Below are 16249 nucleotides of genomic sequence, written 5' to 3' on the forward strand. Positions count from 1 at the left end.
ATCCCTCTTTTACGATTCAATAATATTCAAAGCTAATGTATTCAAAGCATTTTCAGCTTGTAAAATTCTCTGTTTTTCCTTTTCAAATACATCTTCTTCTTTTCGAAATGACTCTTGTCGATTTTTAATCATACGATTCATTTCTTTTTTACTCGGTCCACCGTATACATTTCTTTTTTGAATAAAAGCTTCTGGCGATATAATTTCTTTCCACTCTTTTTCTAATAAATTTATTTTAACATGTTCTTGCAAGTACATATTTACCTCTTTGAAGTGTAATTCATGTAGTTCTTTTTTCTGCTCCAATGACATATTTGCAATAGCACTTGCTGCATGATGAGCATGCCGAAATGGAATTTCATAGTTTTTTGTTAAAACATCGGCGAAATCCGTTATCGTTATTGCATGTTTATAGGAACGACTTTTTAACGTTTCTTCTTCTACTTTCATCGTTCGGATCACTGCATTCATCATACAAAAAACACGAATTGCCTTTTCAATCCCTTTATATAAATATGGCTGCAAGTCATCTTCCGTATCGACAATATCACCAAATGGTGTATTATGAATCATTTGAAATACTGTAAATGCTTCTCCTAAAGCACTGCTCGTAATTGCACGAGCGTGTTCAATTGAAACCGGATTTCGTTTTTGCGGCATAATACTACTAATTTGTACATATGGCTTTGCAACAGTAATACCGTCATATTCTTTCGTTGCTAACAACAAAAAGTCATGAATCCATCTACTCGTATTCGTCATCATTACCATAAGTAGCGAGCTAACTTCTAATAAATAATCCGCTCCGGCAACAGCATCATATGAGTTCTCAATTACAGTTGTAAATCCAAGTAGATGAGCAACTCGTTCTCGTTTAATCGGGAAACTTGTTGTAGAGAGTGCAGCCGCCCCCATTGGAGACTGATTTAAAAGCTGGTACGTTTTTTTCATTCGTTCTAAATCTCTTTGCATCGTATCATAAATTGCTAACGTATAATGACCAAATGTTGTTGGCTGTGCCGGTTGTGTATGTGTATAAGCTGGCATGATCGTTTCCTTATGATCATCAGCAAGTTGCAGTACACTTTCTTGCAATAGCAAATAATGTTCCATTAATCGTAATATATACCGCCTTAAACTCATGCGATACATCGTTACACCCATATCATTTCTACTTCTACCAATATGCATATTACTTACAAAATCGCATTTCGCTTCTTGAGAAATTAAATGTTCGATTAAAAAAAAGAGGTCTTCATGCTGCTCTGTATATACCAATTTATCTTTTGGTATTCGCTCTACTTTTCTAAGTGCGTTTAATATAACTTTAGCTTCTTCTATTTTTATTAAACTTTCTTCAGTCAGCATCGTAATATGTGCTTTATGCACTTGAAACATATCTTTCAATAAGTAATTTCGTTGAAAATCAAATACATGTTGTAATACACAATCCACATATGTTTTTCCAGGGAAATCAGCGCCTTCACTCTTTATAAACTCTTCCTTACTCTGTTTCATCACCTTTTCCCCTCTCACCTAAGTATTACTACCCATCATACCCATTGATAGAAAAAAAGTGCCTGTACATCAAAATAAACTCGGTGCTCTCTGCACCGAGTTTATTTAATAAAAGTCGCATCATACTTATCACTTTGCAACACTTGGAAATGTAAGTTTGCTAAATGTTTCCGTATTTCTGCACTATCGTCTTCATTTAAATTATTCGCCAAAAACACAATCTCCGTACAGTTTCCACGTTTATCCATAGCGTAAACTGCTTTTGTAACCGTCCATGGTGTATAACCATTCTTTTGCCCAGCATGTCTAAATGTTTTACGGTATTTCTTGGCACTCATGTCTGTTTCAACGATATTTGCCCACACTTTTTCTTCAGCTTCTGTCAAGCCACCTTTATGGTTTGCCTTTTGAAGTAATACCATATAATCATTTGCAGAAGCTGCTGGTAATCTATCTGACCAAATTTTGTCGTAACGTTCCTCTAAATAAAGCGGAATTTCCTTCTGTAATAATGGTCCCTTCTTCTTTAAGCGTTCATGAATAATCATCGCATATTCACGATATTGCTCTTGAGACATTTCTTTTAACTTTTTCTCTATTTTATATTTTGGAACATGTAATTCTTTATGCAAATATCCCGGGATATACAAAGATGAAACGATTGGAAATAGTGGTTGATGTGCAGGAAGTGATAAACTTTGTAAATTTCGATTGATGTTATCTAATCCTAACAATTCCATTAAGTATTCAGCATTTGCATTCGAACTAAACTTAACCATTCCTTTTGCCACTTCTTCTAAAGAAACCGCTCCTTCAGTTATCTTGCCCGTTTTCTCCAAATACTTTTGCCATCTATCTTGTGCACCACCATCTGTATTCGGCACATAATAGCGATTCACATCATTAATCGACACGAAACTAGAAGAATCAATTTTCCCTTCAGTAACTTGTTTCGTATATTCAAGCGCCACAATTAATTTCATCGTACTAGCAACTGGCAATACAACATTTGGGTTTACAGAATAAACAACTTTATCATTTCGCTTTACTAGAAGCGCACTATTTTTTTCATCTTTATGTTCTTCAATAAAAGATGCAATATACTGTGCATCATCATTATTTGAACTCCACACTTTTTTCACTAAAAAGTTACCCGATATTAGCAAAACAAAAATACCCACAATTACTGCGCATACTATAGTTTTTTTCAAGTAAAATTCCTCTCCTATTGTGTAACTCTTCTCTATTTATCATTTAAAAACAAAATAATGGAGATGGTCATTTACATAACCATCTCCATTATTTTAACTTGTATGCTCCTATTATGTCTACGTCATAAATTTCACAAAATCCTCAAGAAACTTTTTATAATGTAACGACCAACCAATTCGCACCCAATTTTTTAATGCTTTTGCATCAGGTTGAGGCCGAAAATCAGCAATACTCTCTCCTTTTGCAATTCCAGCTGTATCTACATCGACACGACGATATACATAATCTAAAAGGGATGGATTTGCCGCAACCATCATTGTAACGACGTCATGTACTGGACTTCCTTTTATTTTCGGATTTAACTTTCTATAAGCTTTATAATAGTACGTAAATATCGGCTCGATTAACTTATTAAAACTCGTTTTAGAGTGTTTCGTAATATATTTTACCATTTCCGGTGTAATAATTGCTTCAGATGTAACGTTAAGTGGCACTAATGTCACATTTTTGGCATTTTGCATAACTAATTGTGACGCAATGGGATCACCATGAAAATTCGCCTCTGCGACTGGTGTTACATTGCCAGGCATTAAGAAAGCACCGCCCATTATATAATATTCTTTCACATACTTCATCATCGGCTTTTCTAAAATAAATGCTGTCGCTAATGTTGTTGATCTACCAGCATCGACTATTATTAATTCTCCTTTATATTTTTCAAGAAGATCAAAAAATGTACAAAAAGGCTTTATATTTGGTGAAAAAGTTTTTGGAGGTTTAATTGGCCCTAAACCGTCTGTCCCATGAATTTCTGGATAATACGTCGTAATATCTCCGGATAAAGGAATTTTCGCACCATTAATAACAGGTATATCTTCCCGTCCTGCCATTTGCAATAAATATGCGGCATTACTTGTCGCCTTTTCTTGTGTTACATTTCCATATCCCGTTACTACACCAACAATATCAATATCAGGATGCAACAATCCATACATAATTGCTAAAGAGTCATCAATTCCTGGGTCTCCTAAAAATAACACTTTTTTCATCGACCTCAACTCCATCCCCTCAGTTGTTATTAATTTATGAATAACCGTGGATATACAGAATAAAAAAAGAACAAATTCATACGAAAAAACGCAGTCTTATAAGGACTACGTTCTTCAGCTAACCTATACTGTTTTTTTTACAGCACTCATACTTCCAATAACATAAGCGATAAACGCAAAACAAATCGGGAAGACAACTGTATGTATACCGAACGGATTTGGATAGAAAAGATGAATACACATATATGAGCCTACCCCAACTAAAATAGACGCAAGCGCTCCTGTAGCATTTCCTTTCCTCCAATATAACCCTAATACGATTGGCCAAATGAATGCTGCTTCTAATCCACCGAAAGAAAATAAATTTAGCCATATTAAAAAATCTGGTGGTTTAATCGCCGCTGCATAAACGAGTAGTCCTACAATACCAGTAATCCACAAACTTCCTTTTTTTATCGTACTGTCTGCTGCATCTTTATTTATGTAATTTACATATATATCTTTAATAATTGACGAGCTTACAAGTAATAATAAAGAGTTTACTGTAGACATAATCGCTGCCATCGGTGCAGCTAAGAAAACTCCAGCTAACCAAGGAGGTAACACTTCCATCGCAAGTAGCGGCATTACTTTATCTGGTACCGTTATACCTGGAAGTACTACTCTTGCAAATACACCAGTTAAATGCATACCGATCATAATTGTGCCAACGACAACGGTTCCAATTATTAAAGCTTGATGCATCGCTTTTGAATTTTTATAAGACATGGCACGCACGCTAATTTGCGGTAAGCCGACAACGCCAATTCCAATTAAAATCCAAAATGATGTAACATATGATTTCGTTAAACTGCCATCTGCTCCGAATGGTGTAATTAACTTTGGATTAATTTGAACAAGTTCCTGCATAATCTTTTCAATTCCACCACCAGCAATGACAGTAGCAATTAAAATGATTGTCGTTCCAACTAACATAATGATTCCTAATAATGTATCTGATAGAGCAACTGCACGAAATCCACCAATTAATACGTACACAAGTACAGAAAAAGTAAATAAAAATAGTGCTGTTGTATACGATAGACCAGTTAGTGACTCGATTAATCGTCCACCACCGACCCACTGGGCTACTGTCGCTGAAAATAAAAAGATAATAATACATAACGCAGAAAGTATAACAACTGCTTTATTATTGTATCTCCCTTTTAAATAATCGATAAGAGTAATTGCTTCCATCTTCCTAGCGATAATTGCAAACTTTTTACCGATAACCGTTAAAACGATATAGCCTGTTACAACTTGAATCGCAGATAACAGTACCCATCCAAGACCCATATTGTAAGCAATACCAGGGCCACCAATAAAGCTACTTGCACTACCGTACGTAGCAATCATTGTCATCGCTAATAATAAACCGCCTAGCTCACGCCCACCAAGAAAATATTCTTGTAAAAATTTATTATGAGCAGTTGCTTGCACACGTCTTGAAGCATATACACCAATTAAAAATACAACGATAAACGAAATTATCATTGGAATGATTACATACCAATTCATCTATTATTCCTCACTTTTTTCTTCCTCATCGAGTGAAATATCTTGAAATACAAAACGAACAACTAAACTAAGTAAAATAACCATAACGATAAATCCAACGATACAGCTATAAAAAAACCATGCGGGAAAACCTAATACATATGTATATTCATTCGGATTTTTACTACCAAGCCCATAAGCAAATCCGTACCATATTATAAAATTAATAATAGCAAGTCCAAGACCAATTAACGCTTCTCTATGGGCTATTCGAAAGCGTGGATCATCATGATAATCTTTCATTTTTACCCCTCCTCTCACGATGTATTATTGTACCATTGTTCTTCTAGTTTTTCCTACTAGAAAGCAAAAACAAGCAGGATTTTTTATAATCATATAGAAGATTCTCTTACATTACATATTTTTTACAATTGTAACACAAATGAAATTTGAATTTTCAGTATTTCTTAATTATGATTTTAATTAGAGGCTTTCCATCTAGTTTCCACATCCTTGATTTCGGAATAAGCGCCGTCTCATACTGCGTTTACATTATATTTTCAAGGGGGTTATACAATGAGTCAACTAGCTGTAAATCTTCATGAAAAGGTAGAGAAATTTCTTCAAGGTACAAAAAAGTTATATGTGAATGGATCTTTCATTGAAAGCGCTTCCGGTAAAACATTTAAAACACCTAACCCAGCAACTGGTGAAACACTTGCCGTCGTTTCTGAAGCTGGTCGCGAAGATATTCATAAAGCTGTAGTCGCAGCTCGTATGGCTTTTGACGAAGGTCCTTGGTCTCGTATGAGCACCGCTGAACGAAGCCGTCTCATGTACAAGTTAGCTGATTTAATGGAAGAACATAAAGAAGAGCTTGCACAGCTCGAAACATTAGATAACGGAAAGCCAATCCGTGAAACAATGGCAGCAGACATACCACTTGCAATTGAGCATATGCGCTATTACGCTGGATGGGCTACGAAAATCGTTGGTCAAACAATTCCTGTTTCCGGTGATTACTTTAACTATACACGCCATGAAGCTGTTGGTGTCGTTGGTCAAATTATCCCTTGGAACTTCCCGCTTCTTATGGCAATGTGGAAAATGGGAGCAGCGCTTGCTACAGGATGTACAATCGTTTTAAAACCTGCAGAACAAACTCCACTATCTGCTCTATACTTAGCTGAATTAATTGAAGAAGCTGGATTCCCGAAAGGTGTTATTAATATCGTACCTGGATTCGGTGAATCAGCTGGACAAGCTCTCGTTAATCATCCACTCGTTGATAAAATTGCATTTACCGGTTCTACTCCTGTCGGTAAACAAATTATGCGACAAGCATCCGAAACATTAAAACGCGTTACACTTGAATTAGGCGGTAAATCACCAAATATCATATTGCCAGATGCTGATTTATCTCGCGCGATTCCTGGTGCACTTTCTGGTGTTATGTTTAACCAAGGACAAGTATGCTCTGCTGGATCACGCTTATTTGTTCCGAAGAAAATGTATGATAATGTCATGGCTGATCTCGTCCTCTATTCTAAAAAACTAAATCAAGGTGTCGGTCTTAACCCTGAAACAACAATTGGCCCTCTCGTTTCCGAAGAACAACAAAAACGTGTAATGGGCTACATTGAAAAAGGGATTGAAGAAGGCGCTGAAGTCCTTTGTGGAGGAAGTAATCCATTCAATCAAGGCTACTTCGTTTCTCCTACAGTATTCGCTGACGTAAATGATGAAATGACGATCGCAAAAGAAGAAATTTTCGGTCCAGTTATTTCTGCAATACCATTTAACGATATTGATGAAGTAATTGAACGTGCAAATAAATCACAATTCGGCTTAGCGGCTGGTGTGTGGACAGAAAATGTTAAAACAGCACACTATGTTGCAAGTAAAGTACGTGCAGGTACAGTATGGGTAAACTGTTATAACGTCTTTGATGCAGCATCTCCATTTGGAGGATTTAAACAATCTGGTCTTGGCCGTGAAATGGGATCTTACGCATTAAATAACTATACAGAAGTAAAGAGCGTTTGGCTTAACTTAAATTAATGAGAAAGAACCTGACCTACCTGGTCAGGTTCTGTTCATTATGTATTCCTTTAAACTTGCAGTCCTCCGCTCACATTTAATACTTCACCTGTAATATAAGATGCGTATTCTGATGCTAAAAAGGCTGCTGCGTTCGCAATATCTTCTGGCGTTCCAATTCTACCAACTGGAATAGCGCCAACCATCTTTTCTTTCACTTTATCTGGTATCGTTTTGGTCATATCTGTATCCATAAACCCCGGACAAATCGCATTACAAGTAATACCGAAACTTCCAACTTCTTTCGCTGCTGTTTTCGTTAATCCTACAACTCCTGCCTTTGTAGCCGCATAATTTGCTTGACCTATGTTTCCTTCTCTACTAATTGAAGATATATTAATAATGCGTCCATACCCTTGTTGTCTCATGTAAAGAAGCGCGGGTTGCATACAATAAAAAACTCCAGTTAAGTTCACTTGTAATACTTGTTCCCAAGCAGACTTCTCCATTTTATGTAACATTGCGTCTCTTGTAATTCCAGCATTATTCACCAAAATATGTAATGTACCAAATTTTTGAACCGCATATTCAATTAACGACTTTGCTTCATTTTGATTACTCACATCACATCGATATGAGCACACTTCATATCCTTCATCTGATAACTCACGTGTCGTTTTTTGTAGATTTTCTTCATTTACATCGCTAATTAATACTTTCGCCCCTAGTTTTGCATAAACCCTTGCAATCTCTTTTCCAATTCCCTGTGCAGCTCCTGTTACAACAGCTGTTTTCCCATTTAAAAACTCCATTCCTATCCCCCATTTCTATTACTTATACTGTATATTTCGGCTCCTTGCTTTCCAATTCCTCTTTGTATAAAAAAGTCTATTTGTGTCAAACTAACTTTGCAACGTCGCATAAACGCAAGGAGATTGTGTCGAATGAACAAAAAGAATTTCAAACAAAGCAAAGCAACTGATGGCATTGATGTTGAGTTCTCTCGCGAACTCGCTGACCACAATGACTTAGAAGCAAACGCACGTGCAAATGCCGCTGATGCACGTCAAAAGCGCCAATCAACCGAAAAATAAGGTACATCACAACCTTATTCTTTTCAAAAGGGACCTACTACCCAACAAAATAAACCGAGAGACATCTCTCGGTTTATTTTCTATATTTTTTTGCATAATGAGCCAAAGTAAGCAATGGATATATATGAGCATAACTATGATAACGAATATAAAACCCACCTGGTAAACCTGTTCCAGTAGGATATTTTTCATTTATATAAGAGTTGGAGAGCAAATATGAAATACCTTTTCGAATGACTGGCGTTTCTTTATCATAGTAAGAAATGAGGGCATCTAACGCCCATGCTGTTTGGGATGGTGTACTAAATGGCAAAGTAACAAATCTTTTTTCCACACTACTTTGGCAAGATTCTCCCCAGCCACCATCTTCATGCTGTATATGTTCAAGCCATAAAGCTGCTCGTTTCACTGATGGATCGCTAGATGGTATTCCTAGTGACCGTAAACCAGTCAACACTGCCCACGTACCATATATATAACAAATTCCCCATTTCCCATACCACGATCCATTTTCCTCTTGTACATTCATTAACCAATTTATCGCACTTTGTTTTTGTTTCTCGGGCAATTCATTTTGCGTATACGTTCCGAAAAATTCTAATACTCTTCCTGTAATATCTGGTGTAGAAGGATCTGTAATCATATCACTTGCATTTTCGATTGGTAAATTTGCTAATATATGGCTCGTTACCCCTTTTTCAAAAGCCCCCCAACCACCATCATTATTTTGCAATCCTTTAACCCAATTAACCGCTCGCTTCCAAGCAGTGTCTACATTTTCGTTCCCTCTACTTCGCGCCAATGCTCTTAACGCAGCAGTTGTATCATCAACATCTGGAATCGTCGTATTCACATCCGAAAAGCCCCAACCACCCGGGAAGAGATCCGGTGCATGTACACTCCAATCTACTTTCTTCGTTTGCTGTTTTCTTAGTAAATATGCTGATGCATTGTGAATCACTTTACTTGCTTTCGGAACTTGAGCTTCTTGCAAAGCATAACTGAGTAAAGCTGTATCCCATACAGTTGATGGAGAGTTTTGCAAATGGCTCCCTCTCTCCATCTTCCATATATAAGATGTGATTCCCGTTATAGCTTTTTGAATAATTGGTGATTGAATAGAATGTCCTAATGCAAGTAAAGCATAAATCATATAAAACGAGGCAGTTGCGTAGCTATATAATGTTCCATTTTCATCAATACGCTCTTTCATAAAACGTTCTACTTCCTCATATCCTTTATGATGCAAAGAAAGTGGATACGTTATAATTTTCTTCACGTCACTTACTAACGTTTGAAAAACTGGAGACCGATCCTCCCGAAACCATTCTCCGCCCCCGCCTGCAATGTGATTTAAATTTGGCAATAACTTTTTCCCTACTCGAAATCTTTTATTTAAACACAACATCATCGGAATTAAATGAATACGTGCTGAGCTACTCAGTTCAAAAATACTGAGAGGGGAATCATTCTGCAGAAACATAATTGGTGTTGGCAAATGAAAGAGAGAAGGATATTCATATTCTCCATGAATCGCTAATAAAAACTTCGTCATAAAATGAGCACGCGCTACCCCACCGCGCTCATTTATAAACATTTCCGCTCGCTTCATATTCACATCTTCTTTTGTATATTTTTCCGATGCAAGTAAGGCAGCATAAGATTGAATTGTAGCAGATAAATTACCACCCACTTCATCTTCATACAATTTCCATGTTCCTTCATTTGTTTGGAGTGATGCTAATCTTTTTACAAACGGTTCTATCTCTTTATCTTTACCTAATAATTTTAATAAAAAAATCATATGACAATCTGTTAGTGGCGCTCCTTCAAAACAAAACCGCCACGTACCATCTTGCCGTTGCATTGTTTGAAGTGCAGTTGTTCTTCTCGCTATTTCTTCATGCACTTTTTCATATAATAACAAGTTGCTCACCCACCCTTTCGAAATCCGTATAACGATATTCAAAAAGGTAGCTGAATATGTATAAAAACAAAGAAAAGCAGAACATATAAAATGTTCTGCTCATAAACAATACCCTACTCCGACAATAATCCCTAATAAAGCACCGACTACTACTTCATACGGTGTATGCCCAACAAGTTCATTTAACTTCTTATATTCTGTTTCTCTACCGTGAAAAAAGTCATTCAATATTTTTGCTTGTTTACTTACTGCAAGCCTTACTCCTGAAGCATCATACATAACAATAATGGCAAAAATTGTAGCAACCGCAAACATCGAGCTTTCCACACCTTCTACTACTCCAACTCCTGTAGCAAGCGCTGTAACTGTTGAAGCATGAGAACTTGGCATCCCACCTGAAGCAAAAAACTTTGCAAAATCAAATTCACCTGTTTTAACTAATTTGAAGACTACTTTCGTTAATTGTGCTAAAAACCATGAAATTACAGCTGCCATAAGCGGATCATTATGTAAAATTGTTTCCATGTTCTCAGCTCCTTACTGACTATAATGGAAATTCTATATAATATAAGTATAAAGAAAAATGCGTAGAAAATACTACGCATTATGATACTTTTGCTGATTTATTTTTTATAAATTTCGGTTGTTTCTGCACTAAAAACTTAGTCTTCGCTACCGAGAATACAAATAATGCAACCCATATACAGAAAAATGCAATCATATGAGTAGATGTGAAATGTTCACCAAATACGAATACACCTAAAATTAAGCTAATTGTTGGTGCAATATATTGTAAAAAACCTACCATATAAAGCGGAATAAGTTGGGCTCCTTTTGCAAAATAAAAAAGTGGTAGAGCTGTAACAATACCTGCTCCTATTAATAGTAATGTCGATAACATTGAAATAGATCCAAATGAGCCGAAACCATGGGCGCCTGTCATAACAAGGTAAATGATTGCAAGCGGTGTCACTAACATCGTTTCCATCGTAAGTCCAATTGTAGCATCATAGTTTAACAGTTTTTTCGTTAATCCGTATAATCCAAATGAAAAGGCAAGTGAAAGAGAAACCCACGGAATAGATCCGAAACGCACTGTTAAAATGATAACCCCCACTCCAGCTAAACCAACTGCAACATATTGCCAGAAGTTTAACTTTTCCTTTAAAACGACTGTACCAAGTAAAATACTAATAAGCGGATTAATATAATAGCCAAGACTCGCTTCAATAACATGATTATGATTAACGGCCCATATGTAAACAAACCAGTTTCCGCTAATCAAGACTGAAGCTATTGTTAATGACATTAATAATTTAGGTCGTTTAAAAAGATTCACAAATTCCCCAATAAACTGACGAAACCTCTTCGTAACACCTAATACGAGTAACATAAAAACAAATGCCCAAACGATGCGGTGTGCTAATATTTCATCTGCTGGAACTTCCTCAACCCATTTCCAATAAATCGGTAGGATTCCCCACATCGTGTAAGCACCAGCCGCGTATAGTATCCCTTTTTTTTGCTCTGCTGATTGACTCCCCATCTTCCTTTTTCTCCTCTTCTCATTTTTTCTCCATTATACGGTCTCACATGCTCACTTTACCAATAATCAATCTGCATTTCTTTCGACATTTCTCATACAACGAATAATAAACATACCGTTATTACAACAAGTAACGGTATGCCGAAAACAAATTTCTTTTTATGAGTTTTATGATGAAACATATACATGCCGATCCAAGCTCCAACTGCTCCTCCAGCTGCCGCCGATAAAAACAACGTACTTTCTGGCGTTCTCCACTGTTTCTTCTTTGCTTTTCGTTTATCAAGCCCCATAAGGCTAAAAGCTATAACGTTAATAATAAGAAAATAAATCCATTTCATCGCTTTCTCTCCTTATGAAAAATTCGATTAATAGTAACACGAAAAAACGACGGAAACAACTGAAGAACTCTTTTTATCCAACTAGTTTCATTCCTTTTTCTTAATTAGTTACCTTCATATTTACATAACCAACTAAAATCGCAGTTAAAGCATTTAATATAGAAAAATGTTATGAGTAGAATCTTATATTTCATTACATTCATCCACTACCATATCATCAAAAAAATTGCTCTCAATCACTTTCTCATCAAAACGAAGAACTACAATTAGCCCTACATATAAAGAAACAAAATTTAGAAACCATTCCCCATTCTCATCTTTCTTAGCTAAGCATTTAAATATCTCTTGAAATTGCACCCGCTCGTCTGCAGCAACAATGTGACGTACACCAAAATATTTCAATACAAGATTCAGCTTCAGCTGTACGGATAATGATAAAATATATTTTAATAGCTTCGTATACTCTGCACTATCTTTTTGACTATACAACTTCACAAGCTTTGGATGTAAATTCGAAATCGATAATTCCTCGTCAGTCACTCTAGTTACTTCTATCGTTTCAATCATCTTTTTCATATCCATCACATTCACCCCTTCTGAAAAAATTCTAAAGCCAAAGAGTACTTAATTCAAAATGTACAACAATTGTGCGTTTCTCGTCTCTCGTTCTTCCTCACTGACTAAATCATACTTTTTTAGGAGGTGAAAAACATCATTTAATAATTTCTGTGAATGAATACCTTGCAAAAAACTCTTTAACTCTTTAAAGATCCCTTCAGGTAAAAAATTCTTTTGACTTTCAAGCTTATTCATCACATCTTCAATAGAATGATCAATGTTACATACCATACTAAACTTCCCCCTCTATCCTCTATAAATAATATCCTCAGCTAACGATGTAAACACTTCTCCAACAAGAGAATCTTCATCATATACAGATGAACCATTATTTTCTTCACGTTTCGCAAAAGGTATTTTGGCAATTACTTCTGTTTGCAATTGTTCTGCAAGCATTTCGCCGCCGCCTTTTCCGAAGAGATAATTTTTCGATCCATCTTCTTCTTCATAATAAGCCATATTTTCCACAATACCTAAAATCTCATGCTTCGTATGTTTTGCCATTACACCAACTCTTGAAGCAACGAATGAAGCTATATTGTGCGGAGTTGTAACAATTATTTCTTTCGCTTGCGGAATCATCGCTGCAACATCAATCGCAACATCTCCTGTACCTGGTGGTAAATCAAGTAATAAATAATCTAATTCTCCCCAGTGCGTATTCGCAAGGAAATTTTGAATCCATTTATTTAGCATCGGTCCGCGCCACATCACTGGGTTATTTCCTTCTGTAAAGAATCCCATCGACATGATTTTAACACCGTGACTAATGACTGGAATTGCCGTTTGATCAATCATCGTTGGTTTCTTATTCGTTTCCATCATAGCTGGAATACTAAAACCATATATATCTGCATCTAATATCCCCACTTTTTTGCCCATACGAGCTAGTGCAGTTGCAAGATTAATTGTCACCGTTGATTTTCCAACTCCGCCTTTTCCGCTCGTTACAGTAATAAAACGTACTCCTGAATCCGGGCGAAGCATGCTCGGCATACCAGTTTCTGTTCTAGTATTTCGCTTTAACTTCTCTGTTAAAGCTGCACGTTCTTCTTGTGTCATAGAACCAAATGTTACCTCCACTTTAGAGGCACCAATTGCGTGAAGCGATTCTTCAATATCTTGTTGAATTTTTGCTTTTAACGGACAACCTTGGATTGTTAGTACTACTTCAAGTTTAACCTCTGTTCCGTTCATTTGTATATTTCTAACCATATTTAATTCTACAACACTTTTGTGTAACTCTGGATCCTCTACATGTTTTAATGCATTCATTATTTGTTCTTGAGTAAGCATAGAACTCATCCCTTCTCTTATTCTAATTTATATACAACATTTTCTTGGCACTTCATCTGGTGAAAAAGCTTATTATCCCCCGCTAACGGGTGGGATTAATGCGACTATATCTCCGGCTTTTATCATCTCTTCATTTATTACAAACTCTTCATTAACAGCCACCATCACTTTATCCAGCGATTTTAAACAATAGCTGGCTTTGAGCCATTCTTTTAATTGCTGCACTGTCATTTCTTGCTTTTCTGAAATTACTAATCGATCCGATCCAACTTCCTCACGCAAATTTGCAAACAGTAAAATTGTAATCATTTTTTCATTCTTCCTTCTTTGGTTTTCCTTCTGGATAAGGTGTGTTTTCAAGTTGATCTCCAACCCACATCGTTCCATCTTCCCAAAATTCTTTTTTCCAAATTGGAACGATTCGTTTTATACGTTCAATCGCGTACTCATTCGCTTCATAAGCTACTTTACGATGCGGTGATGAAACTGCAATGACTACCGCAATATCCATTATTTCTAGCCGCCCTACACGGTGCGTAATTGCTACTTTTGCATCCAGCCATCTTTCACTAATTTCTTCACCAATTCTCATAAGTTGTTTTACTGCCATCGGTTTATATGCTTCATACTCTAAATGTAGCGTTCGTTTTCCTTTTGTTAATTCTCTCACCGTACCAATAAATGTTGTAATCGCACCTGCTTCCCTTCTTGCGACTTTATTCGTTACTTCTTCAACTAAAATCGGTTTATCTACAATCTCAAATAGCACTTGTCCCATTAAAACCACCTCTCACTTTATGAAATGTCCAAGGCCATTCACTACCTTCGTTATCTTCTAATAAAAGAACATCGACAAACATATCTTTTTTATATCCTCTTGTCCCGCCCGGCAATACGATAAACGCGTTGGATTCTGCCAATGAAGAAACTGAGCTAGATTTATCAAACCCTGATGGATAAGCGATTAATTTCCCCTCATCATATTGCAATTTTGCTCGTACAAATCTTGTAAATGGATTCGGTTTTAGAAAATCTTCTCCTAATAACGCTTTTTCTCTTTTTAAATGTACTTTTTCACTAAACATATACGTCCGAATACACGGTCTTACGAATAATTCAAACCCTACGTAACAAGCTGATGGATTCCCTGATAAACCAAATAATAACTTGCCATTTAATTGTGCTACAGTCGTAACACTTCCTGGTCGCATTGCAACTTTATTAAAAAGAACAGATGCACCTAACTTTTCGTAAATAGCTGGTAAATAATCATAATCTCCTACTGATACACCGCCCGTTGTAATTAACATATCTACTTGGCCAAGCGCTTCTTTCACAGCTGTAAAACACGTATTAAAATCATCACTAAACTTCCCAAAATATTTTACTCTTCCGCCCGCTCTTCGAATTTGAGACAATATCATGTACGTATTACTGTTTCGGATTTTCCCTGGCTGTAATGAATCATTGACATCCAGTAATTCACTCCCAGTCGCTAACAGTCCAATTACAGGCTTTCTCGCAACTGGTACTTCACTATAACCGAATGTAGCAAGAAGAGCTGAAATACCTGGATTAATGTACGATCCCTTCTTTGCAAGAACTGTTCCTTTACGAGCATCTTCACCTTGAAAAGAAATATTGTCGCCCGTTTTGAATGATCGCTTCACTTCCATATAATTGTTGCCATTCTTCTCATATTGACGAGTCAGCTCTAACATAACAACCGCATCACACCCATTCGGAATTTGTGCTCCTGTCATAATTCGAACTGCTTGAAATGGACCTACTTTCTCATGGAATAGCGATCCTGCACCAATTTCACCCACTACTTCAAATACAATTGGCGTTTCATAACTTGCTAAATTAGTATCTTCTGCTCGAATAGCAAATCCGTCATACGGCGAACGATTAAATGACGGTACATCATGGTCAGCTACTAAATCCTCTGCTAATATACGTCCATAAGCTAATTCAATTGGTAATAGCTCCTTTAAGCCCTTATCAGCAAATCCCATCACTTTACGAACAGCTTCTTCAACCGTAATTGGCACTCTTCTTTCCATTGTTGA

18 protein-coding genes are annotated in these 16249 nt (G+C 36.5%); 2 read left to right on the forward strand and 16 right to left on the reverse strand.

Going from position 1 to position 16249, the window contains the following annotated elements:
- Positions 1 to 9: 9 nt before the first annotated feature.
- The 5 genes from argH to GD442_RS16840 form a co-directional block, all read right to left on the reverse strand.
- Positions 10 to 1518, reverse strand: a complete 1509-nt coding sequence (gene argH, locus GD442_RS16820) for an argininosuccinate lyase (protein WP_000813970.1) — start codon at positions 1516 to 1518, stop codon at positions 10 to 12.
- Between the two features lie 101 nt (positions 1519 to 1619).
- Positions 1620 to 2729: a serine hydrolase gene (locus GD442_RS16825; RefSeq protein ID WP_000751366.1), complete on the reverse strand. Its 1110-nt coding sequence runs from the start codon at positions 2727 to 2729 to the stop codon at positions 1620 to 1622.
- Positions 2730 to 2846: 117 nt separating this feature from the next.
- Positions 2847 to 3779, reverse strand: coding sequence for a nucleoside hydrolase (locus GD442_RS16830; protein WP_000756458.1), 933 nt, complete (start codon positions 3777 to 3779; stop codon positions 2847 to 2849).
- Positions 3780 to 3902: 123 nt separating this feature from the next.
- A complete protein-coding gene (panF, locus tag GD442_RS16835) occupies positions 3903 to 5336 on the reverse strand; it encodes a sodium/pantothenate symporter (protein WP_001104820.1) in 1434 nt (477 codons plus the stop codon).
- A 3-nt stretch (positions 5337 to 5339) separates the two neighbouring features.
- Entirely contained in the window at positions 5340 to 5618 is a 279-nt protein-coding gene (locus tag GD442_RS16840) for a YhdT family protein (RefSeq protein WP_000656239.1), read from the reverse strand.
- 273 nt (positions 5619 to 5891) lie between these two features.
- Between GD442_RS16840 and dhaS the strand changes: the two genes are divergently transcribed.
- Positions 5892 to 7376, forward strand: coding sequence for an aldehyde dehydrogenase DhaS (gene dhaS, locus GD442_RS16845; protein ID WP_000080282.1), 1485 nt, complete (start codon positions 5892 to 5894; stop codon positions 7374 to 7376).
- A gap of 50 nt (positions 7377 to 7426) precedes the next feature.
- On the opposite strand, the gene fabG is transcribed toward dhaS, so the two are convergent.
- A complete protein-coding gene (gene fabG / locus GD442_RS16850; protein WP_000395038.1) occupies positions 7427 to 8167 on the reverse strand; it encodes a 3-oxoacyl-ACP reductase FabG in 741 nt (246 codons plus the stop codon).
- 132 nt (positions 8168 to 8299) lie between these two features.
- On the opposite strand from fabG, the gene GD442_RS16855 reads away from it, so the two are divergent.
- On the forward strand, positions 8300 to 8449 hold the full coding sequence (locus GD442_RS16855; RefSeq protein ID WP_001035815.1) for a YfhD family protein: 150 nt from the start codon (positions 8300 to 8302) through the stop codon (positions 8447 to 8449).
- Positions 8450 to 8522: 73 nt separating this feature from the next.
- Here GD442_RS16855 and GD442_RS16860 read toward each other — a convergent pair whose 3' ends face one another.
- The 10 genes from GD442_RS16860 to GD442_RS16905 all read right to left on the reverse strand — a co-directional run bounded on the left by GD442_RS16860 (position 8523) and on the right by GD442_RS16905 (position 16243).
- Entirely contained in the window at positions 8523 to 10376 is a 1854-nt protein-coding gene (locus GD442_RS16860; protein WP_000928146.1) for a terpene cyclase/mutase family protein, read from the reverse strand.
- Positions 10377 to 10475: 99 nt separating this feature from the next.
- The gene (locus GD442_RS16865; RefSeq protein ID WP_000447820.1) at positions 10476 to 10901 is read right to left on the reverse strand and encodes a divergent PAP2 family protein; all 426 of its coding nucleotides are present in this window, start codon (positions 10899 to 10901) and stop codon (positions 10476 to 10478) included.
- A gap of 79 nt (positions 10902 to 10980) precedes the next feature.
- Positions 10981 to 11922 carry an EamA family transporter RarD gene (gene rarD, locus GD442_RS16870; RefSeq protein WP_000535539.1) on the reverse strand — a complete coding sequence of 314 codons (942 nt, stop codon included), beginning with the start codon at positions 11920 to 11922 and terminating at the stop codon, positions 10981 to 10983.
- Between the two features lie 92 nt (positions 11923 to 12014).
- Positions 12015 to 12263: a DUF1294 domain-containing protein gene (locus GD442_RS16875; protein ID WP_000871349.1), complete on the reverse strand. Its 249-nt coding sequence runs from the start codon at positions 12261 to 12263 to the stop codon at positions 12015 to 12017.
- Positions 12264 to 12446: 183 nt separating this feature from the next.
- Positions 12447 to 12845, reverse strand: a complete 399-nt coding sequence (locus GD442_RS16880) for a hypothetical protein (RefSeq protein WP_000367296.1) — start codon at positions 12843 to 12845, stop codon at positions 12447 to 12449.
- Between the two features lie 42 nt (positions 12846 to 12887).
- Complete coding sequence (locus tag GD442_RS16885) at positions 12888 to 13112, reverse strand: hypothetical protein (protein WP_000227056.1); 225 nt, start codon at positions 13110 to 13112, stop codon at positions 12888 to 12890.
- A gap of 15 nt (positions 13113 to 13127) precedes the next feature.
- Entirely contained in the window at positions 13128 to 14177 is a 1050-nt protein-coding gene (locus GD442_RS16890; RefSeq protein ID WP_000957507.1) for a P-loop NTPase, read from the reverse strand.
- 72 nt (positions 14178 to 14249) lie between these two features.
- Complete coding sequence (gene moaD / locus GD442_RS16895) at positions 14250 to 14486, reverse strand: molybdopterin converting factor subunit 1 (RefSeq protein WP_000628498.1); 237 nt, start codon at positions 14484 to 14486, stop codon at positions 14250 to 14252.
- 4 nt (positions 14487 to 14490) lie between these two features.
- Positions 14491 to 14955 carry a molybdopterin synthase catalytic subunit MoaE gene (gene moaE, locus GD442_RS16900; RefSeq protein ID WP_000531881.1) on the reverse strand — a complete coding sequence of 155 codons (465 nt, stop codon included), beginning with the start codon at positions 14953 to 14955 and terminating at the stop codon, positions 14491 to 14493.
- Positions 14936 to 16243: a molybdopterin molybdotransferase MoeA gene (locus GD442_RS16905; RefSeq protein ID WP_000442200.1), complete on the reverse strand. Its 1308-nt coding sequence runs from the start codon at positions 16241 to 16243 to the stop codon at positions 14936 to 14938. The genes moaE and GD442_RS16905 overlap by 20 nt, the downstream gene beginning before the upstream one ends.
- Positions 16244 to 16249 lie beyond the last annotated feature (6 nt).

Origin of the sequence: Bacillus sp. A260 (genome assembly GCF_009861435.1) — a bacterium.
Taxonomy (GTDB): Bacteria; Bacillota; Bacilli; order Bacillales; family Bacillaceae_G; genus Bacillus_A; species Bacillus_A cereus.